This is a genomic window from Leifsonia sp. McL0607, from assembly GCF_049993355.1.
Lineage (GTDB): Bacteria > Actinomycetota > Actinomycetes > Actinomycetales > Microbacteriaceae > Leifsonia.
In genome coordinates this window covers 1,790,632-1,814,060 of sequence record NZ_CP188253.1, presented here as the reverse complement: position 1 = coordinate 1,814,060, position 23,429 = coordinate 1,790,632, and the positions used below count along the sequence as shown (strand labels likewise).

Here is a 23,429-nt window from a genome sequence, read left to right as displayed (position 1 = left end):
TGGACCCTACCAGCCCCTCTCGGTGCGGAGGGGATCCGGCGACGACACGCGTCGACCCGCGTCGACCCGCGTCGACCCGCGTCGACCCGCTAGCGTGGCGGCATGGAGAGCACGACGATCGAGGTGCTCGTCTGGAGTTCCGACTACGGCTGCTGCGGTGCGCCCTTCGCCGTCGGCGACGACCTCCGGTTCACACTCGTGCGGATGGTGGACGAGACCGGCGATCGGTATTGGGACGATCGGCACCCGATGGACGACGACACTCCGCGCGCTGACGTCGGCGGCCGCGTCGAGGCGATCGTGGCGACTTACGAGCGCATGGTGCCGGTGGCCGGCGCACACTACCTGACCAACGACCCGAGCGACACGCTCGAGCGGGTCGTGGAGGCCGTGCCCGCCGCAAGAGAACCCGAGGGTTATGGCGGGGCGACGTACCGAGTGACGTTCCGCATCCCCGTCGACGCCGCGCTCCCCGACCCGCGCCCGCCTTCGCCGCCACCCGAGCGGTACGCGTCGCCCGAGCCCGAACGCACGCTGCTGCTCAAGCGGCTCGTGGAGGAGGTCGAGGAGCGGTTCGCCGATGCTGTGGAGGTCCTCCGCGAGCGCGACGACACCTCCGTCACCCTCGCATCGCCCCGGAAAGACGCAGCGGCCGTCCGCTGGAACCTCTCCGACAGCGAGCTGTTCGTAGAGGTGGAGCGCGCCGAGTGGAGGCTGCCGTGGACCGCGGACGCCCTCCCCACGCTGCGTCACCTCATCGACGCGGCAGCGAGCGGAGGGTTCTCGGAGACCGTCGAAGACGACGTCTTCGTGTCGATCGCGCGCGCACCGAGCGGGGCCACATTGACCGCGTCGGCGCAGGCGCCGTCTCTTTCGGTGGGCGGCGGCCTCATCATGGTCCCTGGCCCTGTCAGGGATCGCCTCGTGCGCACCCGCTCGGGCCGCCCCTACCCGCCGTGGTGAGCCCGTCCCGAGTTTCGGGCCGAGGGGATGCGCCCGACAGAATGGTGGACATGATCACGCACACCGTCACGTTCCGGCTCGCCCACGACTGCGGCTCGGCCGCCGAAAGGGACTTCCTCGACACCGCCCACCGCGAGCTGTCCGCGATCGACGGCGTGCACGACTTCACGATCAACGACCAGGTCGGCGCCAAGAGCGACCTCACGCTGCAGTTCTCGATGGTGTTCGCCGACCAGGCCGCCTACGACGCGTACAACGTGCATCCGGCGCACGTCGCGTTCGTGAGCGAGCGCTGGGTTCCGGAGGTCGCGGAGTTCCAGGAGTACGACTACGTGCTCCACAAGGGGTGATCGCCGCCTGGATCAGCGAGGCGGGCTCCGTGCTGCAGAGCGACGGGGTGAGCGCGTCGATCCTCCCGTATACATTAACCGCAGCAAACGGTAGAAATCGACCCAAAACTCCCCTGCTGTGTATCATTGTGTATACACAGGAGGGTCCGCCATGGAAGCGAAGGCGAGCGAGCGCGCGTACACCGCGCTGCGCGAGGACATCGTCGAGTGGCGCCTCCAGCCCGGCACAGTGCTGCAGGAGGTCGAGCAGTCCGAGCGGCTGGGCGTGTCGCGCACACCGGTTCGGGAGGCCCTGGCGCGCTTGACCACCGACGGTCTCGTCGCCGCCCAGGGCGGCCGCGGCCTCGTCGTCACGGCCGTCTCCGTCGAGTCCGTCGAGCAGCTGTTCGAGCTGCGGCGCGCGCTGGAGCAGGAGGCCGCACGGGCGGCAGCCCGGAACCGGGCACCCGAGGTCTTCCTCGACCTGCGCGATCGGTTCCGCGCGGCAGCCGACCTGCTCGTCGACGGCGACCCCTCCCACGCCCGGTACTACAGCCTCGTCGACCGGCTCGACAGCACCATCGACCACGCGGCCGCCAACCCGTACCTCGTGGCAGCGCTCCGCAACCTCCGACCGCATCTCGCGCGCCTCCGCCGGGTGTCGCGCGACGACCCCGACCGCCTGCGGGCCGCAGCCCAGGAGCACCTGCTCATCGTGGAGGCCATCGTCGAGGGCGACGCCGAGCTCGCCGCCTCCGCGACCCGCGTCCATCTCTACCGCAGCCTGCAGAGCGTGCTGGCGTCGGCGGAACGACTCATCTCGAACAAGGAGACCCCATGAGAACCCATACCGTCCGTGTGCATCGCAGCGACGAGAACCTCGCCCGTCGTGATCAGCTCGCGTGGAAGATCGCGGAGGTCGCCGTCGACCCCGTGGAGGTCGCACCGGAGGTCGTCGACATGGTGGTCAACCGGGTGATCGACAATGCGGCCGTCGCCGCGGCGTCCCTCACCAGGAAGCCGGTGGCCTCGGCGCGGTCGCAGGCTCTCGCTCATCCGTTGCCGACCGCACAGCTGGAGGAGATCGTCTCGGCCGCCGCGCGCCCGCAGGACGGCGCGACTGTCTTCGGGGAGCCGCAGCAGACCCGGGTGAGCCCGGAGTGGGCGGCGTGGGCGAACGGGGTGGCGGTGCGGGAGTTGGACTTCCATGACACGTTCCTCGCGGCGGAGTATTCGCATCCGGGGGACAACATCCCGCCGATCCTCGCGGTGGCCCAGCACGCAGCCCGGGCGTTCGGCCTGACCGGGCACGATCTGGTCCGGGGGATCGCGACGGGGTACGAGGTCCAGATCGATCTGGCTCGGGCGATCAGCCTGCACGCGCACAAGATCGACCATGTCGCCCATCTCGGGCCGTCGGCGGCAGCCGGGATCGGCACCCTGTTGGGTTTGGATGCGGAGGTGATCTTCCAGGCCATCGGGCAGGCCCTGCACACGACGACCGCGACGCGGCAGTCGCGTAAGGGTGAGATCTCCAGTTGGAAGGCGCACGCTCCGGCGTTCGCGGGGAAGATGGCGGTGGAGGCGATCGATCGGGCGATGCGCGGCCAGACCAGTCCGACGCCGATCTATGAGGGCGAGGACGGTGTGATCGCCTGGCTGCTGGATGGTCCGTCCGCGTCCTATGAGGTGCCGTTGCCGGAGGCGGGAGAGGCCAAGCGGGCGATCCTAGACTCGTACACGAAGGAGCACTCGGCCGAGTACCAGGCGCAGGCGTGGATCGATCTGGCCCGCAAGCTCCACACCGAGCATCCGGAGGTCGGCGACCCCGAACGGGTGGAGAGCATCGTGATCCACACCTCGCACCACACGCACAATGTGATCGGTTCGGGCGCGAACGATCCGCAGAAGTACGACCCGACCGCCTCCCGCGAGACCCTCGACCACAGCATTCCGTACATCTTCACCGTCGCGTTGCAGGACGGCGGCTGGCACCACGTCAAGTCGTACCTCCCCTCGCGTGCGGGCCGCCCCGACACGGTCGCGTTGTGGGCCAAGGTCACCACCACCGAGGACCCGGAGTGGACCCGCCGCTACCACTCCACCGACCCGGCCGAGAAGGCGTTCGGCGGACGCGTGGAGATCACCCTCGCCGATGGTCGCGTGATCACCGACGAGATCGCGGTCGCCGACGCCCACCCGCTCGGCGCCCGCCCGTTCGTCCGCGCCGACTACGTGGCCAAGTTCCGCACCCTGGCGGCGGAGGTGCTCGAGGAGGCCGAGATCGAGCGTTTCCTCGACCTCGCGCAGCGCCTCCCGGAGCTCGACGCCGCGGAACTCGGCGGGCTCACCATCACCGCGCGTCCCGGCCTGCTGGCCGAGGTGCGCGCGCCGAGAGGACTGTTCTGATGCTGTACTCCTCCGTTCCCGCCCACGAGAAGCGCGCCGCGTTCCGCGCCCGGCTCGCCTCCGGCGAACTGCTCCGGATGCCTGGCGCGTTCAACCCGCTCAGCGCACGTCTCATCCAGGAGAAGGGCTTCGAAGGCGTCTACATCTCCGGCGCCGTCATCGCGGCCGACCTCGGCCTCCCCGACATCGGGCTCACCACGCTCACCGAGGTGGCGGGCCGGTCCGCGCAAATCGTGCGGATGACCGACCTCCCCGCACTGGTCGACGCCGACACCGGCTTCGGCGAGCCGATGAACGTCGCCCGCACCGTGCAGACCCTCGAGGACGCCGGAGTCGCCGGCCTCCACATCGAGGACCAGGTGAACCCCAAACGCTGCGGCCACCTCGACGGCAAGCAGGTGGTCGACGAGGACACCGCGCTCAAGCGCATCCGTGCGGCGGTCGAGGCCCGCCGCGACCCGAACCTCCTCATTATGGCGCGCACCGACATTCGCGCGGTGGAAGGGCTGGAGGCCGCCATCGACCGGGCCAAAGCCCTCGTGGACGCAGGAGCCGACGCGATCTTCCCGGAGGCGATGGCCGACCTCGCCGAATTCGAGGCGGTGCGCAACGCCGTCGATGTGCCGATCCTGGCCAACATGACCGAGTTCGGCAAGAGCGACCTCTTCACGGCCGACCAACTGCGCGATGTCGGCGTCAACATCGTCATCCACCCGGTGTCGTTGCTGCGCATCGCGATGGGCGCCGCCGAACGCGGCCTCGACACGCTCGTCCGGGAGGGCTCCCTGAAGTCGGAGGTGCCCGGCATGCAGACGAGGGCGCGGCTGTACGAGCTGCTCGACTACGAGGGCTACACCGCCTTCGACACCGGCGTCTTCGACTTCGAGGTCCCCACCGGCCGCTGAAACGCTCCCGCACTCACCGCCGAAGGGCACGTACACGCCCCTAAAACGTGGTTTTAGGGGCGTGTACGTGCCCTTCGACACAGGCGCGGGAGGCGGGTCAGGCCTCGCGGGTCTTCGGCGAGCGCGTGGAGGTGTGGCTCGGGTCGCGCTCGATCGCGCCGCCCAGCACCTCGTCGACCCGGCCGAGCAGCTCCGCGGGGATCGTGACGCCGGAGGCCTTCACGTTCTCCACCACCTGCTCGGGCCGGGAAGCCCCGATGATCGCGGTCGCGACGTTGTCGTTCTGCAGCACCCAGGCCACCGCGAGCTGCGCCGGCGTGAGGCCGAGCTCCTCCGCGATGGGCGTCAGCTGCTGCACGCGCGTGAGCACATCGTCGGTCAGCCAGCGCTTCACGGCGCCCACTCCGCCCTTCTCGTCGGTGGCGCGGCTGCCCTCGGGCAGCGGAGCGCCGGGCTTGTACTTGCCGCTCAACACGCCCTGCGCGACCGGCGACCAGACGATCTGCGAGATGCCGAGTTCCTTGGAGGTCGGCACGACCTCCGCCTCGATGACCCGCCACAGCGCCGAGTATTCGGGCTGGTTCGAGATCAGCTGGAACTTGAGCTCCTTGGCGAGCGCCGCGCCGGCGCGCAGCTGGTCGGCGGTCCACTCGCTCACACCGATGTAGAGGGCCTTGCCCTGGCGCACGATGTCGGCGAACGCCTGCATCGTCTCCTCGAGCGGGGTCTCGTAGTCGAACCGGTGCGCCTGGTAGAGGTCGACGTAGTCGGTCTGCAGCCGCGAGAGCGAGCCGTCGATCGACTCCATGATGTGCTTGCGCGAGAGCCCGACGTCGTTGTGACCCTTCGGCCCGGTCGGCCCGAACACCTTGGTGAAGATCTCGAGCGACGGGCGGCGCTCGCCCTTCAGCGCCTCCCCGAGCACGGTCTCCGCCGCGGTGTTCGCGTAGACGTCGGCGGTGTCGAAAGTGGTGATCCCGGCATCGAGAGCAGCGCGGACGCAGGCGGCCGCGGTGTCGTTCTCGATCTGCGAGCCGTGGGTCAGCCAGTTTCCGTAGGTGATCTCGGAGATCTTGAAGCCGGAGTTTCCCAGGTACCTGAACTGCACTGTCGTTCCTTTCGTGACGGGTCGTCAGGGTCGATGCTAGGCATCCGCATTCAGCAAATCCAACAGTGGGCGGTTCTCGGATTCAGTGGTACCGATGATGAATGCACTGGGGGCCTGCAGCCGCGGGAGCGCCGCCCCGGCCTAGACTCCCGGTCATGACCGCACGGATCGCCAACGTCACCTTCCACGCCGACGACCCCGCGGCTCTCGCCCGGTTCTGGGCCGCCGTCATGGGCTACCCCGAGCCGGAGCGGCTGACCCCCGAGGAGGAGGCCGAGCTGCGCGCAGCCGGGCTGACCGACGACGACCTCGCCGCGCGGGCGGTCGCGTGGGACGAGGACCCGACCCACCAGCGGTTCTACTTCGCCCGCTACGACCACGAGAAGCGGCACCGCAACCGGATGCACCTCGACATCAGCCCGGCGGCCGACCGCCACGCCACCCGCGAGGAGGTGGAGGCCGAGCGCGACCGGCTGGTCGCGCTCGGCGCCACCGTCGAGAAGGTGCTCGACGGCGCGTGGGGCCCCTACGACGAGTTCGCGATCATGATGCGCGACCCGGAGGGCAACGAGTTCTGCCTGCAATGAAGCGCAGCTGCGCGCCTCCCAGCCGGCGGACACCGGGCAGGAGGCCAACGGCCTGCTGCGGGACGACCCCGTTCCCACGGTGGCGGGCGAGTCGCTCCGGGAGGCCTGGTCGGAGGTCGCGCGCGCGGCTAACGTGGCGGCATGACTCCGTCGTCGAAGTCCGAGACCTTCCTGGAGGTCGACGGTCACGAGGTGCGCATCTCGAATCCGGACAAGGTGGTGTTCCCCGACCCGGGGCTGACCAAGCTCGACCTCGCGCGCTACTACGTCGCCGTCGCCGACGGCGCGCTGCGCGGGGCAGGCGGGCGGCCGATGGTGCTCAAACGCTTCGTCAAGGGGCTCGCGCAGGAGCCGTTCTTCCAGAAGCGCGTGCCGGAGGGCCATCCCGACTACATCGACACGGCGACGCTGCACTACGCGCGCGGCACGTCCGCCGAGGAGGCCGTGCTGCGGGATGCCGCCGGCCTCGCCTGGGTCTCGAACCTCGGCTGCCTGGACCTCAACCCGCACGCCGTGCGCGCGGAGGACCTCGACCACCCCGACGAGCTGCGCGTGGACCTGGACCCGATGCCGGGCGTCGACTGGTCGCAGATCGTCGACGTCGCCTTCATCGCCCGGGAGGCCCTGGAGGACCATGGCCTTCTCGGCTGGCCGAAGACGAGCGGCTCGCGCGGCCTCCACATCCTCGTCCGCATCGAGCCGCGCTGGGGCTTCGCCGACGTGCGGCTCGCCGCGGAGACGCTCGCCCGGGAGGTCGAGAACCGCGCGCCGGGGCTGGCGACGGCGCGCTGGTGGAAGGAGGAGCGCGGCGAGAGCGTCTTCGTCGACTTCAACCAGAACGCCAAAGACCGCACGGTGGCCTCCGCATACTCGGTGCGGCCGCTGCCGGACGCCCGCGTCTCGACACCGCTCGACTGGGACGAGGTGCGCTCGCGCCGCCCGGAGGAGTTCACGGTAGGTTCGGTGCTCACGCGGTTCGCCGAACGGGGCGATCCACATTCCGGGATCGACGCGACCGCAGGCTCGCTCGACGCTCTCCTGACGCTGGCCGAGCGACTCGGTCCGGCCGAGAAGCCGCCGCGGGCCGGCGACGGCGAAGGCAGACGGGTCTCGCAGATGCCGCTCGTCGAGGTGGCACGCACCAAGACCAAGCCGGAGGCGACGGAGGCGCTGGCGCGCTGGCGGGACCTCCACCCGGAGGCTGCGGCGCGCCTCCACCCCGCCGACGAGCTCATCGACGGGATGCGCGGGTCCAGTTCGCTGTGGTACCGGGTGCGTGTCAACCTCCAGCACGTCCCGGAGGCCGAGCGCCCGGATCAGGGCGAGCTGCTGGCGGACTACGACCCGTGGGCAGGCCGGCGCTAGCGTCTCGCCGCGGAACCACGGCGATCCCGCAGCGCGACGGGCCACATTCGCCGCGAATGTCGCGAACGCGGCGGCAAGCGCTGCCCAGAGCGCCACGTTCGGCGCAAACGTCGCGAATCACGCGCCCACGCGCCACATTCACCGCGAATCGTCACAAGGGACGCGCCCCGACACAGCGACGACGTTCGCCGTGAATGTCGTTAAAAGCGCCCTCGAACGCCGCATTCGGCGCGAATCCCACTGAGGGATGCCGCACGTTCGGCGTAAATGTCGCGGCCTAGAACGGGTAGCGCTCGATGCTGCTCTGCACGGTCACCCATTGCGTTTCCGTGAAGGCCTCGATGTTGGGCTCGTGGCCGCCGAAGCGGCTGCCGGTTCCGGAGAAGCCGACACCGCCGAAAGGCGCGACCGCCTCGTCGTCGACCGTCTGGTCGTTGATGTGGACGATGCCGCTCGGGATGCGCTCGGCCAGCTCGTACGCCGCGAACGCGTCCTTCGCGAGGATGCCGAGCGAGAGCCCGTACTCGCTGCGGTTGACGATGTCCACGGCCTCGTCGAGGTCGGCGAACTTCAGCACGGGCGCCACCGGGCCGAAGATCTCCTCGGTGAACGCCGGCTGGTCGGGGCTCACCTCCGCGAGGACCGTCGGCTGGTAGAAGAGGTCGGTGTAGGTGCCGCCGGCCGCGAGCCGGGCGCCGGCGTCCACCGTGGAGGTGACGAACGCGTGCACCTTGTCGCGCTGTCCCGCGTCGATCAGCGGGCCGAGCGGGGTGCCGGTGGTCGGGTCTCCGGCTCGGAGGCCCTCCGCCGTGCGGGCGAGGCGCTCGACGTACTCGTCGTAAATCCGCTCGTGAACGAGGTGCCGCCCGGTGGTCATGCAGATCTGGCCCTGGTGCAGGAACGAGCCCCAGGCCCCCGCCGACACTGCGGCAGGGACGTCGACGTCGTCGAGCACGATGAGCGCGTTGTTGCCGCCCAGCTCCAAGTGCGCCCGCTTGAGCAGCCGGCCGGCCAACTCACCGACCGCCCTTCCGGCGGCCGTGGACCCGGTGAACGAGATCACCCGCACGCTCGGCTCCTCGATGAGGGCGACGCCGATCGGCGCTCCGCCGGGGAGCACCTGGAAGACGCCCTCCGGCAGCCCGGCCTCCTCGAGCACGGCCGCGAGGAGGAGGCCTCCGGACACCGCGGTGCGCGGGTCGGGCTTGAGGATGACCGCGTTGCCCAGCGCGAGCGCCGGTGCGATCGACCGTGCGGAGAGGATGCCCGGGAAATTGAACGGCGAGATCACGCCCACCGTGCCCACGGGCCGGCGACGGGCCAAGCTGAGACGCGGCTTGGCGCTGCGCAGCAACTGTCCGTAGGGCGCGAGCGCGGTGCCGGCAGCCAGGAAGAACTCGGAGGAGACGAGCCCCGCTTCGAAGTGGGCTTTGCCCTGCCCGGACCCCGCCTCTCGCACGAGCCAGTCGACCAGCACGTCGGCGTGCTCGTCGATGAGCGAGCCGGCCCGGCGGAGGATGGCCGCCTTCTCGTCGGGAGGCACTTGTTCCCAGGAGCGCTGCGCCTGTTCGGCGATGGCGGCGGCCCGCGAGAGATCCTCGCGGGAGGCCTCCGCGTACGTCCCGATCGCCGAGCCGGTGGCCGGCTCTACGACAGTATGTTCCCCGCCGCGCCCGGTCACCCAGCCGCCGCTGTAGAGGCGACCGCCCCACGCTGAAGGGTCGAAAAACGTCATCGTTCCACTCCGTTCCGCAACGGTATCGGTGGTTCGAACATACAGCGGCAGGAGCACGCTGGGCCGACTCATCCAGGATCCAGCAGTCACGCCGACGCGTCACAGGCCTAGTCTGTGGACCATGAAGTCGAGCCTGCCGTTCGTCATCCCCGGCGTGATCCTCGCCGCCATCGGTCTGGTCTGGACGCTGCAGGGTATCGACGTGCTGGGCGGCTCGGCGATGAGCGGCTCGCCGCTCTGGGCGACAATCGGGCCGATCGTGCTGGTGCTGGGGGTCGCGCTGATCGTGATCGGAGTGGTGCGGAGGCGGCGTACGCGTCGGACGCGCTGAGCTCTGAACGCTGGGATGGCCGCGGCTGGCTCATGGGTCGAGGATCGTCCGTCGAATGCACGGACTATAGTGTGAGGCGATGACCGACGGAATCGACCCGAGCGTCCCGCCGAGCGGAGCCGGCTGCGTCGAGTGCGAGCGAGACGGCAGTTGGTGGGTGCACCTGCGCCGCTGCGCCGAATGCGGCCACGTCGGCTGCTGCGACGACTCGCTCGCGCGGCACGCTCGCGCGCACGCGGCAGCGACCGGTCACCGCTACATCCAGAGTTTCGAGCCGAGCGAAGACTGGTTCTGGGACTTCCGCACCGACCAGTACGTGGAGGGTCCCATGCTCGCGTCCCCGACGAGTCATCCGGACGACCAGAGCGTCCCCGGCCCGGCGAGCCGACTCCCCGACGGCTGGCGGGCCATCCTGATGCGACGAGCGAACGCCGAGACGGCGGGCTGACGAGCATGACCTCCTACCTGGACAAGTCCATGCCCGAGGTATGGCAAGCCGCCAGAGCCTGGTCGACCGTCGTGGCGGAGGCAGCACTCGAGAGCGGGCTGTCGGTCCAGGAGACGGAGTTCATCAAGGTGCGCGCCTCCCAGCTGAACGCGTGCGCCTACTGCCTCGACCTCCACTCGCGTGAGGCCAGGAAGGCGGGCATCCCCCAGCAGAAGCTCGACATGCTCTCTGACTGGCGGGACGCGGAGCTCTACGACGAGCGGGAACGTGCGGTGCTCGCCATCGCGGAGGCGGCGACGCGGTTGCCGCTGACGGAGGACTCGCGCGCCGACCTCGCCGGCGCCCGCGCGGTGCTCGGCGAGTCCGCCTACGTCGCCGCGGAATGGATGGCCGTGGCGATCAACACCTTCAACCGCATCTCGATCCTCAGCCAGCACCGGGTGAGCGCGCGCGACGCGGCCGGGCGGCTGGTCAACTGAGGCCCGACCCCAGGTACGACAGACCACGGCCACAATGCGATCGCAAGACACATCCAGGTGAAGTGCCACCGATGTCCTGAGACACGACAGGACATTTGGCGAAGCCCCGGACCCCGTAAACAGAAGGGATCAGCGGTTTCACCTCTCGCGGAGGGCGTGGGATTCGAAGTGGGAAAGTCTGGCTGTTGTTCTAAGAGCTTCCGCCGATAGGTCAGGGTTGTCGGGCGCTCCTGCCGTGCCAGCGGTGGCGTTTCCATCCTTCGCGAAGTAGTCGGCGGACGATGATGTTGGCGTTGGCGAGGGCGATGAACGCGTCGATCACGCGGACGCGGCGTTCGGTGCAGATGTGGAGCTTCTTGAAGCCGCGGTTGTGCCAGGAGTTCGTGCGTTCCACGACCCAGCGGGCGCCGGCCTGGAGCGGGGTGCCCTTCTTGCTGATGACCCAGTCGCAGCCGAGGCTGCTTAGCAGGTTGCGGGTCTTGCCCGAGTCGTAGCCGGCGTCCAGGTGCACGGTGATCTGCTCGGGCAGGTCGAACCCGAACCGGGCCAGCTTCTCCAGGGTCGGGGCGAGCAGGGGCGAGTCGTGCCGGTTCGCTGGCGCTGCGACGACGCCGAGCGGGATCCCGCCGCCATCGACCAGGACCGAGCGTTTCGTGCCCTGCTTTCCCCGGTCTACCGGGGATCTGCCCGCGGCCTCACCTCCGCAGGGTGCTTTCACGATGCACCCGTCCACGGACAGGTCGCCAGATCCAGGCCGATCATCTTCTCGTACCCGTTTAGGCAGAGCCGTTCCAGTTCGGTGAAGAGTCCCGCGGTGATCCATTCGTCGCGGCGGCGGCGGATCGTGGTGGCCGAGCAGGTGTGGTCGGCGATTTTCTCGTACGCGGCACCGAGGACGAGTACCTGGATCAGCTTGTCGAACACGATCCGGTCCGGGATCCTCGGCCGGTGGCCACCCCACGGGTGCTCGTCCACGACGGGTGGGATCAACGCTTCGAACTGCGCCCAAATGGGCTCGATGATGGAAGATGGAACAGCAGGCACGAGCACTCCTGGGCAACGACGGAATCTTGGTCGAAACCGTGTTTAACAGGGCTCGTGCCTGCCCTACGCCAACGCCACACCCCTACCTATCGGCGCGACCTCTAACGCGGTCCAATCGTAGAAGACGCCACTCGTCAGGTGCGACGCGGAAGTGACTTGCTGTTGGAGTCATTGAGCAATACCGCTGTTGCCGCACCTAGAGCGAGCACATAGTCGATGAGGATCCTAGTAGAAATCCTGACTGAGTTCTGCGTGATTGTAACCCTCCGACCGTCGATCAAAACGCCCAGCTTCCGTTCGAGGTTGCGGCGGAGCTCAATCGCCCGAGACCAATTGGCGGTCTGTAAGGACGTCAGTAAACCATCACCATGAGCAAGTACGTTTCTGATCTCGACCACCAACGTCAAGTGCTGCACAAGCTTCTGCGGCTCAATGACAATTCCAAACCCATCGCGCAGAACGTCCTGGCGCGATACCCAAGATTGTTTGAATCCGGCGGTCGATCTCTCGACCATGAACTTCCCGAAAAGCGACCGCTGAACCGACGCTTCATCGACCAACCGCTGAATGGTCGCATCAACGTACGCTTCAGTCGTAGCCACCGCACTCATAACAACAGACTCCGCATGCGTGACATCAACAAGCGCCGATGCAATACGCTGAACGGTTAACTCTGCGTCGGCGTCGATCAGTCCGTCAACTCTCATTCGCCACGCCCCACCTATATGCAGCCCTCACAAGCTGAGAATCTGCGCGCAACGCCTTGCCCAATCGGGAGGTAGTGTCCCCATCGAGCTTGCCTGCAGCCGCAGCCACACCACATTGCGTGATGCTGGTCGATTCCACGAATAATCGGGCAATCCGATCCGGCGTGACCCTCCCTACCAACGCCAGCGACCACGCCGCCTCTGCCCGAACCACCTCAGATTTATCATCGAGGCAGCTCTCAGCCCAGCTATCGAATTCAGATCGACCGGCTGAACTTGGAGTGACTAGGCTCTCCGCACTCCTCAATAGCCACACTCGGGCCCACGAGGAAGTCCTTGGAAGAGCGACGAGACGCGTAAGCGTCGCCCAGTTCTCGCGGTGCTCGGGACGCCCGTCTAGATAGAACAAGACATTACGCAGATAGGGAGGCTCGCGGGCCACGATCTCAAGGAGCCAATCGTCCGGAAGTCTCTCAGGTGCTCCTCGGAGCACACCGAGTGCCCGCGAGCCAAAGGACGAATGGAGAGTTCGCTGCTCACGGTCGCTCTTGACCCAGTCCTCTACGATGCTCTTCAACGCAGCAAAGTCGACCTGCTCATCTGGCGCATCGATTTCCTCCACGGTTAAGTCGTCATAGCCGTTGTGCACAAACTCAATCGAGCGTAAACCGTCGGCGGCACGCGCCCGGTACTGATCGAACAAGGTCTCCCGAGTCCGCTCACCTTCGCGCAGCTGCTGCACCGATTGAATTCGTGTCTTGCCATCAGCGAGAGTCAAACCGACCGCACGCGCTTCTTCAACAACCAGCTCGATAGCGCGATGCGCGGCAGCCCAGTCGGGCACCACAAGTCGGAAATCGTCGGCGAATCGATTCACTTCGTAGCCTGCTCGAAGAATGCCCCGCTCCAAACGGTCGAGGTACACATCGGCGAGAAGATGGCTGGCAGTCAGCGCTTGAGGAAGACCAACGCCTCTCGGGAACAGGTGGCCAAGAAACTCAACTAGAGCATACGTGGCAGCAGCGTCAAGGCTCTGCATCATGAGCTCATCAGCAAGAATGCCGTGATCGACATACTCGTAGCAGGCCGCAATATCCATATCAACAATACGCACTGCCTCAGACCCTGCGTCCGCAATACCAAATGCACGGTGCACCGCGATGCCCTGGTCTCGCGAGGGTATCGGTAGGTACGGCCCAAGCAGACCCACGATCGATTCATAGATCGCTCTCGCGACTGGCGACAATACACCGATCGGTCGCGGTCCGTATCCCTTCTTCGGCATCGCGATCACTTCCATCGCGGGGGTGTGACCTGCTACCAAAATCGATTCGGAGTAGGCCGCCAAGACGCCCGCGCTGTCAGCTAATGCGCGCTCGGAAATCAATAGAGGCATCTCAAAAAGCGGCCTTGACACAACCAAATCGGCCGACTCGCGAAATGGAAGACTCTTCGCGAATTCAGCTGAGAGTCGCATGGCACCTGTGTTCAATCCGCTGTACGAAGCCAGGTACACACGCGTTCCGGGCTGGTGTCGTTGAAGCGATTCGCGTGTCTGATTCGCTTTGCCACCTCGCCATGCGCTCAATCGTACTCAAACAATCGCAGCGTTAGCCAAGGGGGGACCTTCGGAGATAGCGGCGCTGACGACGGCCAGCGTCCGCGTGGATTGCCAACGCGAGGAGCTGTCGTCGGGATCCTTAGTTCTAGGGTTTTTGGAGCGGATTCCCCTCAGCGCCCTAAAAGACGACCGAGCCTCGAGCACTCCGCAACCCCAGTGTTCACCTGGCGGAGGGCGTGGGATTCGAACCCACGAGACATTTCTGCCCACCAGTTTTCAAGACTGGCTCCATCGGCCGCTCGGACAGCCCTCCCGGCGCCGGCGAACCGGCGTCGTTGCAGTCTAGCGAACGCCGCCGAACGCGACATCCGGCGTGAATGGCACGCACCGCGCTGCCGAACGCGACATTCGCCGCTAATCGCACGAGGTCGCAGCACTCAGAGCGCCCGCCGACCCGTCAGGAAGACGTTCGCGACGCCTGCGGCGAGCACGACCAACGCAGAGACGAGCGGGGCGAACATCGCCACGTGCGTGCCCGCGCTCTGCGCCAGGGCGCCGACCAGTGCCGACGACGCCGACTGGCCGAGGATGACCGCCGAACCGAGAATCGTCATCACGGTGGCCGAGCGGCCCACCGGGCTGCGCTCGGCGCCGAAGCTGTACTGCGTGACCAGCGTCGGTCCGACGCCGAAGCCGGCGATCAGGAGCACGAGGATCACACCGGGAACCGTCGTCGCGAACGGCAGCGCCAGCGTCGAGGCCGCGAGGAGGCCGGCGAAGGTCAGCCAGCGCCAGCGCAGCGCGAAGCGCAGCGGGAACCACGCCATGCCCAGCGCGAGGGCCGCGGAGCCGACACCCAGCACGCCGTAGACCAGACCGGCCTGCTCCGGGTGGCCGAAGTCGGACAAGAACGACGTCAGGGCGGTGAGCATCGACCCGAAGAACAGGCCCATCCCGAGCACCCCGACGGTGACGGCCACCAGCCCCGGCCGGAACAGCTCGTGCGCGGGAGCCTGCCGCACCGGGAGGCCGTCGTCGGCCGTCGGGCGCGCGGACCCGCTGCGGTGCAGCGCGAACGCGGAGACGAACACGACCGTCAACACGGCGGCGCCGATGATCGGGGCAGCCGGGTTCAGCGTCGTCGCGAGGAGGCCGACGATGAACGGCCCGAACACGAACACGACCTCGTCGGCGGCCGACTCGTACGCCATCGTGCCGTTGAGCACGGCGGCGTGACGGTCACCGGGGAGCCGGCTCGCGATGATGCCCACCAGCCGGCTGCGCGACATCGGCGACACCTGCGGAGCCGTCGCGCCGATGACGAAGGCGACGATCAGGACGACGAAGTCGGGCGACGCGCTGAACGCGACCCACGCCATCGCCAGAAGCGCGACGCTGTTGGCGATCCCGGCCGCCAGCACGACACCGCGCTGGCCGACCCGGTCGGCCGCCGCGCCGATCAGCGGGCCGAAGATCGCCGTTCCGACGCCGACCATCGCCGAGGTCAGCCCGCCGAGCGACAGCGCGCCGCGTGCCGAGACCACGAGGGTCAGCACACCGACCACCATCATGGCGTATGGGAGGCGCGCCAACAGGGCGACGGGGAAGTACGAGAATCCGGCGGCGTGCAACAGCGTGGCCGGCTGCTGCTGCGCATCCCGGGAGGGGGTCGTTCGCGTCATGCGTGTCTTCAGGCCTTCTGTCATCCGCGGCGGACCGCGGGCTTCAAGTGCCGCCTTGGTCCGCCGGGCGAGCCGGCGCGAGGTAGATACACGATGGAACAACGTCGGAGGACGAACCTCCACTCACGTCAAGTCTGCACCACCGCGAGCCATTCCCGCCGTGCGCAGTCGAGCGCTCCCGTCAGTCTTGGTAGGGCTTCGAGCAGGTGACCTCCGCGGCCGTCTGACCGTGAACGTCGGACGGGAGCTCCACAGACGAGCCGTCGGTCGGTGCCGTCGTCGCCCCATCGGCAGGCGCCTGTGTCGCCCCAGCATCCGGAGCAGGCGTCGCCGGCGCGTTCGGGTCGGCCTCCGACCCCACTCCGGTGTCGCCGGTCAGCGTGACCGACTTGTCGTCCTTGAGCGCCTGCATCAGCGTGTCGGCGGCGTCCTTGGTGGGTGCCACACCGTCGTCCTCGTAGTGGTTCGGGTACTGCACGAACACGACCTTCGACACGTCGATGTTCTTCAGCGCCATGGCCATGGAGGCGATGGTCGTCGGGTTGTTGAGGCTCTCGGACAGGGCGATGTTGCTGGTCGCCGCCTTCGCGAGCCCGTAGACCTTGACCGGGTTGGCCAGCGTGTCCGCACTCTTGATGGTGCGCACGAGCGCGGACAGGAACACCTGCTGGTTGCTGATGCGGCCGAGGTCGGAGCCGTCGCCGACGCCATGGCGCGTGCGGAGGAACGCAAGCGCCTGCTGACCCTGGAGGGTGTTCTCGCCCGCCTTCACGTCGAGACCGGTGTACGGGTCGAAGATGTCGCCGGCGACGCAGACGGAGACGCCGCCCACGGCGTTCGACATCTCGATCACGCCGTCGAACTCGATGACGCCTGCGTACGGGATCTCGAGGCCGGTCAGCTTCTCGACCGTGAGAACGGTGCACGCCAGGCCGCCGTAGCTGAGGCTGTTGTTGATCTTCTGGCGGCTCATCGAGTCGAAGCTGCCGCCCTGGGGGTCGGGGCAGGACGGGATGGCGACGTACATGTCGCGGGGGAAGCTGATGACGGTGGCGTTCTTGTGGTCGGCCGAGACGTGCAGCAGCATCGTCACGTCGTTGAGGCTCTCACCGCGCTCGCCATATGCCGCGTTGCCGCCGCCGGAGTCGCTGCCGGCGAGGAGGACGTTGAAGGCGCCGCCCATCGCGCCGACGCCCGGAGTCACGACCTTGCCCTTGGAGTCGACGAGCTTGACGGCCGGCTTGAGGCTGGTCAGGACGTCGTATGCCGCGTAGGCCGCTACGCCGGCCGTGCTGATGCCGGCGACGGCGAGAACGCCCGCGAGGAGGGCGGCGACGGTCTTGAACGGGTGGTGCCGCTTGAGGCGTCCGTGCCGGGCGACGGATGGACCGGCGGACTTCTCGTGAGCTCGCGCCTGAGCGCGGGTGGGCATCTCGTCCATTCACTCCCTCTCGTCGGACGACGGCGAAAAGCGGCGCCTGCGAAAGCGCACACCACCTGTAATTCTGGCACAGCCTCCTGGAAATGCTCTGGGCGATGGAGGTCCTGGTCAGCGTACGAATCGGGAGGTGCGTTGCCGTGACCGGGCGGCCGGCGCGACGTCAGAGGGTCCGTAGAACGGCGGCCAGACCGTCGTCGGCGACCGGGCCCGTGACCTCCGTCGCTACCGCCTTGACCTCGTCCGGAGCCTGCCCCATCGCGGCGCTCCGCCCCTGGGCGCCTGCCCATTGGAGCAGCTCGAGGTCGTTGCGGCCGTCGCCGACGGCCACCAGGCGCGAGAGAGGGATGTCGAGCGCGTGCCGTACGCGTTCCATCGCCGTGGCCTTGCTGACGCCGTCCGGCGAGATGTCGAGCCAGGCGGTCCAGCCGATCGAGTAGCTCACCCGCTGCAGACCCATGCGGTCGACGATCGCGAGGAACTCCTCCTCGTCGTGCTGCGGCGAGATGACGACGACACGGGTCGCCGGATGCTCGCTGAGCTCGTCGAACCCGACCTGTTCCGCGTTGACCAGCTCCCAGTCGGTCATTCCCTCGGTATAGCGGCGGAAGCCAGTCGGGTCCTCCACCATGAAGCTGCCGGACGGCAGGTGCGGGCGAATGGTGCGCAACACCTCCGTCGGGTCGAACGTCTCGATGAACTCTCGCCTGTAACCACCTTCGACGGTTTCGTCGCGCATCATCGTGAGGGCGCCGTTTGCGCAGACCACGAACCGGCTGGTCAGACCGAACTTCTCGTGGATCGGTCGCGCCGTCTCCCAGCTGCGGCCTGTGGCCAGCATGACCTCGTGGCCCGCCTCCCGTACACGGGTCACCGCCTCGAGCACGGCGTCGCCGACGGATTCGTCCTCGTGGATGAGGGTGCCATCGACGTCGATCGCGATCAGCAGGCGGTCGCTCTCGGACACGGTGCTCACGACGCGATCGGCTCCAGCACGTCGAGACCGCCCAGGTACGGGCGCAACGACTCGGGAACCAGGACCGATCCATCGGCCCGCTGGTGGGTCTCGAGGATGGCGACCAGCCACCGCGTGGTCGCGAGCGTGCCGTTGAGGGTCGCGACCGGGGCCGTCTTGCCGCTCTCGGTGCGGTACCGGATCTCGAGCCGGCGCGCTTGGAACGTCGTGCAGTTGGAGGTGGAGGTCAGCTCGCGGTAGCGGCCCTGCGTCGGGATCCACGCCTCCACGTCGTACTTGCGCGCGGCGCTCGACCCGAGGTCGCCCGCCGCGGTGTCGATGACGCGATAGCTGAGCCCGAGGGCCTGCATCATCTCCTCCTGCCACGCGAGCAGGCGGGCGTGCTCTGCCTCCGCGTTCTCAGGCAGAGTGAAGACGAACATCTCCAGCTTGGTGAACTGATGCACGCGGATGATGCCGCGCGTGTCCTTGCCCGCCGAGCCGGCCTCCCGCCGGTAGCAGGTGGACCAGCCTGCGTAGCGCAGCGGCTCGGCGACGTCGAGGATCTCGTCGGCGTGATAGCCGGCGAGCGCGACCTCGCTCGTCCCGGTGAGGTAGAGATCGTCGTTGCCCAGGTGGTAGACCTCGTCGGCGTGCGAGCCGAGGAAGCCGGTGCCCTGCATGACTTCGGGCTTGACCAGGGTCGGAGTGATCATCGGCACGAAGCCGTTCGCGACGGCCTTGTCGAGCGCCATGTTCATCAGCGCGATCTCGAGGCGCGCGCCGACGCCGCGCAGGAACGAGAACCGGGCGCCGGACACCTTGGCGCCGCGGGCCATGTCGATCGCGCCGAGCAGTTCGCCGAGCTCGAGGTGGTCGCGCGGCTCGAAGTCGAACTCCGGGATTGCGCCGACCTCCTTCAGCACCACGAAATCGTCCTCGCCGCCGCTGGGGACGCCGTCGACGATTGGATTGCCGATGTTCCGCAGTATCGCAGCGAAGTGCGCTTCGGCGGTGTTGGCCGCTCGCTGGGCCTCCTTCACGCGGCCGGCGAGCCGCTGGGCCTGCGCGACGAGCGCCTGCTTCTGGTCTTTGGGCGCCTGAGCGACCTGCTTGCCGAACGCGTTCTGCTCCGCGCGGAGCTCCTCGAAAGCGGTGATCGCGGCGCGGCGCTCGACGTCGGCCTGCAGCGCTTCGTCCACCAACTGCACGGAGCCACCGCGCGCCTCCTGGGATCGTCGGACGACATCGGGGCGCTCGCGCAGGAGGACGGGATCGATCACCGCCCCAGCTTATCGCCGTCGGGTAACGTGATCCCGTGAGCGATCGGGAGGGGCCACAGGTCACCACGGTGGCGGTCGTCTACAACCCGGTCCGTGTCGACGTGCCCCGGGTTCGGGCGGCCGTGGAGGCCCGCGCGGCCGACATCGGCGACATCGAACTGATCTGGCTGGAGACCACGGCGGACGACGGCGGCCAGGGACAAGCACGCCAGGCCCTCGAGAACGGAGCCGAGCTCGTGCTCGCCGCTGGAGGCGACGGCACGGTGCGCGCGGTCTCGGAGGCGCTGCGCAACCAGGAGGCTACGCTCGGCATCCTGCCCGGCGGCACCGGCAACCTCCTGGCCCGCAACATCGGCATCCCGTACGGCAACATCGAGGACGCCTGCGCGGTAGCGTTCGACGGCGTCACCCGCCGCATCGACATCGGCGTGGCCACGGCGGAGCGCGTCGACGGCGAGCGCACGGAGCACGCGTTCCTAGTGATGGCGGGCATGGGCATCGACGCCCGCTTGATCGCGACCGCCCGGCCCGAACTCAAGAAGCGGCTCGGCTGGGTCGCCTACGTCGAGTCGGCCTTCCGCGCCCTGCCGCGGTCGAAGAAGGTGCGCGTGCGATTCCGGATCGACGACGATCGCGAGCGCACCGCGCACGTCAGCACGATCCTCTTCGCCAACTGCGGAACACTGCCCGGCAACCTGGAGCTGATCCCCGACAGCGAGGTCGACGACGGCCTCCTCGACCTCGCGGTGCTGCAGCCGGCGACGGTGTTCGGCTGGCTGGCGATCTGGCGCAAGGTCACCTGGGAGAACCGGGTGCTGCGCAAGAGCGCGCTCGGCCGCAGGATCATTCGTTTCACGAACCGGGCGGGCCGCGCGCAGCTGAGCTACCTGCGCGGCCGCTCCGTCACGGTACGCCTGGACGAGCCGGAGCCGTTCCAGCTCGATGGCGACGGCTTCGGTGACGTGGTCGGCCTCGATCTGACCGTCGATCCGCAGGGGTTGCGCGTGCGGGTGCCGCGGTAAGCAGCCCGCCGGCCCGCTGCGATCGGCGCTCTCACTCCAGCTTCACCCCCTTCATTCTCAATCGTGGGATCACATGCTGCGCCGATCTGGAGGGGGACCGAACGGTGTGCGCTCCCACCGCGCAGACGACGGGCTGCGTCGAACGGGCCACGCCCGGAGAGGATGAGCAGTTCCTGGCCGAGACGGCCGAGGACGCAGAAGGTCCCATGGTCTCGCTGCCGGTGGATGACGCAGGCACCCCTGCCGATGGTGCGGCGGACGACGGTGTGGCGGATGAAGGGGAACAAGCGGACGGCACGACCTCCGACTCCGGACCGAGCAGCGAAGAGGGAGATGAGCAGGTCGCGGCGGACACCGCCGAAGCCGGGGCGACGGCGGATGCGTCGGAGGCGCCCGTCGTCGGACGGGCCGCGCCCGCTCCCGTCATCACATCGCCCGCTGCCGGATCCTTCGTGTCGGCGGAGCCGATCCTCATCGGCACGGGGACCCCTGGAAACACTGTGACCCTGACCGTCGACGGTACGCCGGTGTGCACAGTCGTCGTGCCGGCGGGCGGTTACTGGCTGTGCACGGTCTCGCCTCCGCTTGCCGAGGGCGATCACACGTTCGTCGCCGTCGCTGACGGACGACCCATCCAGTGCGTCTCCGGTCTATACGGACTCGGCTCCGCTCATCGTGACGGTGGACACGGTTCCGCCTGCAGCGCCGGGCGACGTCGTCTGCTTCGCCGACCCCACCACAGGCGTCGTCTGCGGAGGATCCGGCGAGGCACACGCGGAGGTGTCGGTCAGGGACGGCAACGGCGTGCCGATCTGTTCGGCGACCGTCCAGGCCGATGGTTCGTGGGCGTGCCGCTCTGCGGGCGGCGCGCTGCCGGCGACGGTCACGCAGACCGATCCCAGCGGCAAGGTGTCGCCGACCGTGCTTCTGCCCACGCAGCCCGCTCAGATCACCTGCGTGAAGGGAGACAACGACACCGTCACCCGCAACGGCATCAGCACTGCCAGCGCGGTGATCACGGTCTTCGACGCCTCCGGAGCCGCCGTATGCTCGGCGAGAGCCAACGGCGACGGCGCCTGGTCATGCGAGTCCGAGACACCAGTCACGGACACGCCGCTCACGGTCCTGCACATGGCCGACGGCCACACCATCGGGCGTCACGGCGTCGAGCTGTCCGATGCTCCGATCCTGACGCCGGACCCTGCTCCGGCGCCGGTCCCGAGCACCCTGCCGACCGCGACGCATCCCGTCGCAGACCTGGCCGCGGCGGGCAGAAGCACCGACACCACCGGTGCGGCGTGGGCCGGTGCGGCGGTCATCGCCCTCGGGAGCGTGCTGCTCTGCATCCGGCTGCGCCGGCGCGTGGAGTCCTGAGCTCCGCCGACCGGTTCCGCTTCCGCTGAGAGGACGTCCGCAACTGATGCGGGCGTCCTCGCCGCGTCGGAACTCGGCGAAGTCCACACGCCCGGAGTCGATGCTTCAGCGCATCCGCTCCGGCTCGTCGCCCCCTCGCTCGCTGCCTTCACCACCTTCTCCCCTTGTCACACCCTCCCCCTCGGGTCGAGGATAGTGATCGGCGAGACTGCCAACGGACGAACGGAGTATTCGATGACGAGCACACGAACGTGGACGCTGAGCGATCCCGGCGGGCAACGTACAGGCCCCGCAGGGTCCGGCTGGAGAGCGGGAGCGGCGCTCGGCATCATCGCGGGAGTGACCATGATCGCGGGAGGGCTGAGCCCGGCCAGCGCGGCCACGTCGGCGTGCACGCCGACGGCACCCGCGACGAACTGCGTCGAATACACCTCCACCGGCGGAGACCAGACGTTCCGGGTTCCCGCGGGCGTCACCAGCATCAGTGCGACCCTGGCCGGCGCGGGCGGCGCTGACGGAACCGATGCGACCTCCAACGGCGGCCCGGGCGGCGGAGCCACCGGGGTCATTCCCGTCACGGGCGGTCAGACTCTGACCGTGATGGTGGGTGACGATTCCGGATACGGCGGCGGCGGCGCGGGCGGCACGGGCGGCCGCGGCACCGGCGGCACCGGCGGAGGGATGTCGGCCATCTGGTCGGGCGCGGCCCTCACCTCGCCGCCCCTCCTCGTGGCCGGCGGCGGAGGCGGCGCCGATGGCAGCGGCGGCCCAGTTCCCGCGGGCGGAGCAGGAGGCGGAACCGACGGCGCGAACGGCACGTCCGGAAACGGAACAGGCGGCGGAGGCGGAGGCACGCAGACCTCCGGAGGGGCTGCAGGCAGCCCCGCCGCGACGGCCGGGACACAGTTCGTTGGAGGCAACGGCGGCAATGCCGGCGCCGGGACCGCGGCCGACGGCGGCGGTGGAGGCGGAGGCGGGTTCTTCGGAGGAGGCGGCGGACAGGAGCAGCCAGACGGCGCACCGGCCAATATGGACGCCGGCGGCGGCGGCGGATCGGGCTTCATCGGCGCGACGGTGACCGGCGGAGTACTGACATTAGGAGGCGGAAGCCCGGCGAAGACCGCGGGGATCGTAACGCTCGAATGGACCGCGCCCGCACCGGTGATCACCTCGCCCGTGAACGGCGCCACGCTGACCTCCGGCACTCCTACCTTGTCCGGCACCGCAGGCGCGGGGAACACAGTGACGGTCACCGCCGACGGCGCGACAGTGTGCACGACGACGGCGCTCGCTGACGGCACCTGGTCGTGCACGGTCTCGCCTGCGTTGAGCATCGGCAGCCACACGTTCGTCGCGGCTCAGGCCGATCCGGCTGCACCCGACTTCGGCTACCCGGACTCCGCGCCGGTCACGGCCACCCTCGCCGCCGTGGTTCCGCCCGCGCCGTCACCGGAGCCGCCAGCACCGACGCCGGCCGCGCCCACGGCGGTGCTGGCCAACACTGGAAGCACTCTCGAGGCGACGGGGCTCGCTGCGGCGGCAGCCCTCTCTACGGGGCTCGGCGCGGCCCTGCTCCTGCTGCTCCGCAGACGAGGGAGGAGCGTCTAAGTGTTCTGACCGGATCGTTGTAGACCAGGGGAGAGACCTCCGGGGTCGAGTTGGAGCTGTCTAGGTTCCCTCGAGACCACGGAGGTCTCTCTTGTC

The 23,429-nt window shown here is 68.6% G+C and carries 21 protein-coding genes, 1 tRNA gene and 1 pseudogene; 13 read left to right on the top strand and 10 right to left on the bottom strand.

The window, feature by feature from the left end:
* The first annotated feature begins 102 nt into the window (after window positions 1-102).
* The 5 genes from ACPPVW_RS08755 to prpB all read left to right on the top strand — a co-directional run bounded on the left by ACPPVW_RS08755 (window position 103) and on the right by prpB (window position 4,606).
* A complete protein-coding gene (locus ACPPVW_RS08755; RefSeq protein ID WP_426626101.1) occupies window positions 103-963 on the top strand; it encodes a DUF6578 domain-containing protein in 861 nt (286 codons plus the stop codon).
* Window positions 964-1,013: 50 nt separating this feature from the next.
* Window positions 1,014-1,313, top strand: a complete 300-nt coding sequence (locus ACPPVW_RS08750; RefSeq protein ID WP_426626100.1) for a Dabb family protein — start codon at window positions 1,014-1,016, stop codon at window positions 1,311-1,313.
* 151 nt (window positions 1,314-1,464) lie between these two features.
* Window positions 1,465-2,133 (top strand): GntR family transcriptional regulator, encoded by a 669-nt coding sequence (locus ACPPVW_RS08745; protein ID WP_426626099.1) that lies wholly within the window; start codon window positions 1,465-1,467, stop codon window positions 2,131-2,133.
* On the top strand, window positions 2,130-3,701 hold the full coding sequence (locus tag ACPPVW_RS08740) for an MmgE/PrpD family protein (RefSeq protein WP_426626098.1): 1,572 nt from the start codon (window positions 2,130-2,132) through the stop codon (window positions 3,699-3,701). The genes ACPPVW_RS08745 and ACPPVW_RS08740 overlap by 4 nt, the downstream gene beginning before the upstream one ends.
* A complete protein-coding gene (prpB, locus tag ACPPVW_RS08735) occupies window positions 3,701-4,606 on the top strand; it encodes a methylisocitrate lyase (protein ID WP_426626097.1) in 906 nt (301 codons plus the stop codon). The genes ACPPVW_RS08740 and prpB overlap by 1 nt, the downstream gene beginning before the upstream one ends.
* A gap of 97 nt (window positions 4,607-4,703) precedes the next feature.
* Here the strand turns inward: prpB and ACPPVW_RS08730 are convergent, their stop codons facing one another.
* Window positions 4,704-5,714, bottom strand: a complete 1,011-nt coding sequence (locus tag ACPPVW_RS08730) for an aldo/keto reductase family protein (RefSeq protein WP_426626096.1) — start codon at window positions 5,712-5,714, stop codon at window positions 4,704-4,706.
* Between the two features lie 155 nt (window positions 5,715-5,869).
* On the opposite strand from ACPPVW_RS08730, the gene ACPPVW_RS08725 reads away from it, so the two are divergent.
* Both ACPPVW_RS08725 and ACPPVW_RS08720 read left to right on the top strand, forming a co-directional pair.
* Window positions 5,870-6,301: a VOC family protein gene (locus ACPPVW_RS08725; RefSeq protein WP_426626095.1), complete on the top strand. Its 432-nt coding sequence runs from the start codon at window positions 5,870-5,872 to the stop codon at window positions 6,299-6,301.
* A gap of 141 nt (window positions 6,302-6,442) precedes the next feature.
* Window positions 6,443-7,666 carry a DNA polymerase domain-containing protein gene (locus ACPPVW_RS08720; protein ID WP_426626094.1) on the top strand — a complete coding sequence of 408 codons (1,224 nt, stop codon included), beginning with the start codon at window positions 6,443-6,445 and terminating at the stop codon, window positions 7,664-7,666.
* A gap of 277 nt (window positions 7,667-7,943) precedes the next feature.
* Here ACPPVW_RS08720 and ACPPVW_RS08715 read toward each other — a convergent pair whose 3' ends face one another.
* A complete protein-coding gene (locus ACPPVW_RS08715; RefSeq protein ID WP_426626093.1) occupies window positions 7,944-9,401 on the bottom strand; it encodes a benzaldehyde dehydrogenase in 1,458 nt (485 codons plus the stop codon).
* Window positions 9,402-9,522: 121 nt separating this feature from the next.
* Between ACPPVW_RS08715 and ACPPVW_RS08710 the strand changes: the two genes are divergently transcribed.
* The 3 genes from ACPPVW_RS08710 (at window position 9,523) to ACPPVW_RS08700 (ending at window position 10,659) form a co-directional block, all read left to right on the top strand.
* Window positions 9,523-9,732: a hypothetical protein gene (locus ACPPVW_RS08710; RefSeq protein ID WP_426626092.1), complete on the top strand. Its 210-nt coding sequence runs from the start codon at window positions 9,523-9,525 to the stop codon at window positions 9,730-9,732.
* A gap of 79 nt (window positions 9,733-9,811) precedes the next feature.
* A complete protein-coding gene (locus ACPPVW_RS08705; RefSeq protein WP_426626091.1) occupies window positions 9,812-10,180 on the top strand; it encodes a UBP-type zinc finger domain-containing protein in 369 nt (122 codons plus the stop codon).
* Between the two features lie 5 nt (window positions 10,181-10,185).
* Window positions 10,186-10,659, top strand: coding sequence for a carboxymuconolactone decarboxylase family protein (locus tag ACPPVW_RS08700; RefSeq protein ID WP_426626090.1), 474 nt, complete (start codon window positions 10,186-10,188; stop codon window positions 10,657-10,659).
* A gap of 211 nt (window positions 10,660-10,870) precedes the next feature.
* Here ACPPVW_RS08700 and ACPPVW_RS08695 read toward each other — a convergent pair.
* The 8 genes and pseudogenes from ACPPVW_RS08695 to serS all read right to left on the bottom strand — a co-directional run bounded on the left by ACPPVW_RS08695 (window position 10,871) and on the right by serS (window position 19,329).
* Window positions 10,871-11,703 (bottom strand): annotated as a pseudogene (locus ACPPVW_RS08695) (IS5 family transposase).
* A 134-nt stretch (window positions 11,704-11,837) separates the two neighbouring features.
* Complete coding sequence (locus ACPPVW_RS08690) at window positions 11,838-12,410, bottom strand: hypothetical protein (protein WP_426626089.1); 573 nt, start codon at window positions 12,408-12,410, stop codon at window positions 11,838-11,840.
* The gene (locus ACPPVW_RS08685) at window positions 12,400-13,887 is read right to left on the bottom strand and encodes a reverse transcriptase domain-containing protein (protein WP_426626088.1); all 1,488 of its coding nucleotides are present in this window, start codon (window positions 13,885-13,887) and stop codon (window positions 12,400-12,402) included. Before ACPPVW_RS08685 ends, ACPPVW_RS08690 begins: the two co-directional genes overlap by 11 nt.
* 309 nt (window positions 13,888-14,196) lie before the next feature.
* A tRNA-Ser gene (locus ACPPVW_RS08680) sits at window positions 14,197-14,284 on the bottom strand.
* A gap of 124 nt (window positions 14,285-14,408) precedes the next feature.
* Complete coding sequence (locus ACPPVW_RS08675; protein WP_426626087.1) at window positions 14,409-15,653, bottom strand: MFS transporter; 1,245 nt, start codon at window positions 15,651-15,653, stop codon at window positions 14,409-14,411.
* A gap of 181 nt (window positions 15,654-15,834) precedes the next feature.
* Complete coding sequence (locus ACPPVW_RS08670; protein ID WP_426626086.1) at window positions 15,835-17,094, bottom strand: LCP family protein; 1,260 nt, start codon at window positions 17,092-17,094, stop codon at window positions 15,835-15,837.
* A gap of 160 nt (window positions 17,095-17,254) precedes the next feature.
* The gene (locus ACPPVW_RS08665; protein WP_426626274.1) at window positions 17,255-18,058 is read right to left on the bottom strand and encodes an HAD family hydrolase; all 804 of its coding nucleotides are present in this window, start codon (window positions 18,056-18,058) and stop codon (window positions 17,255-17,257) included.
* A gap of 5 nt (window positions 18,059-18,063) precedes the next feature.
* Complete coding sequence (gene serS, locus ACPPVW_RS08660; RefSeq protein ID WP_426626085.1) at window positions 18,064-19,329, bottom strand: serine--tRNA ligase; 1,266 nt, start codon at window positions 19,327-19,329, stop codon at window positions 18,064-18,066.
* 35 nt (window positions 19,330-19,364) lie between these two features.
* On the opposite strand from serS, the gene ACPPVW_RS08655 reads away from it, so the two are divergent.
* From ACPPVW_RS08655 to ACPPVW_RS08645, 3 genes are all read left to right on the top strand, one after another.
* Window positions 19,365-20,351, top strand: a complete 987-nt coding sequence (locus ACPPVW_RS08655) for a diacylglycerol/lipid kinase family protein (protein ID WP_426626084.1) — start codon at window positions 19,365-19,367, stop codon at window positions 20,349-20,351.
* Between the two features lie 675 nt (window positions 20,352-21,026).
* Window positions 21,027-21,725: an Ig-like domain-containing protein gene (locus ACPPVW_RS08650; protein WP_426626083.1), complete on the top strand. Its 699-nt coding sequence runs from the start codon at window positions 21,027-21,029 to the stop codon at window positions 21,723-21,725.
* A 234-nt stretch (window positions 21,726-21,959) separates the two neighbouring features.
* Complete coding sequence (locus ACPPVW_RS08645; RefSeq protein WP_426626082.1) at window positions 21,960-23,333, top strand: Ig-like domain-containing protein; 1,374 nt, start codon at window positions 21,960-21,962, stop codon at window positions 23,331-23,333.
* The last annotated feature ends 96 nt before the right edge of the window (window positions 23,334-23,429 follow it).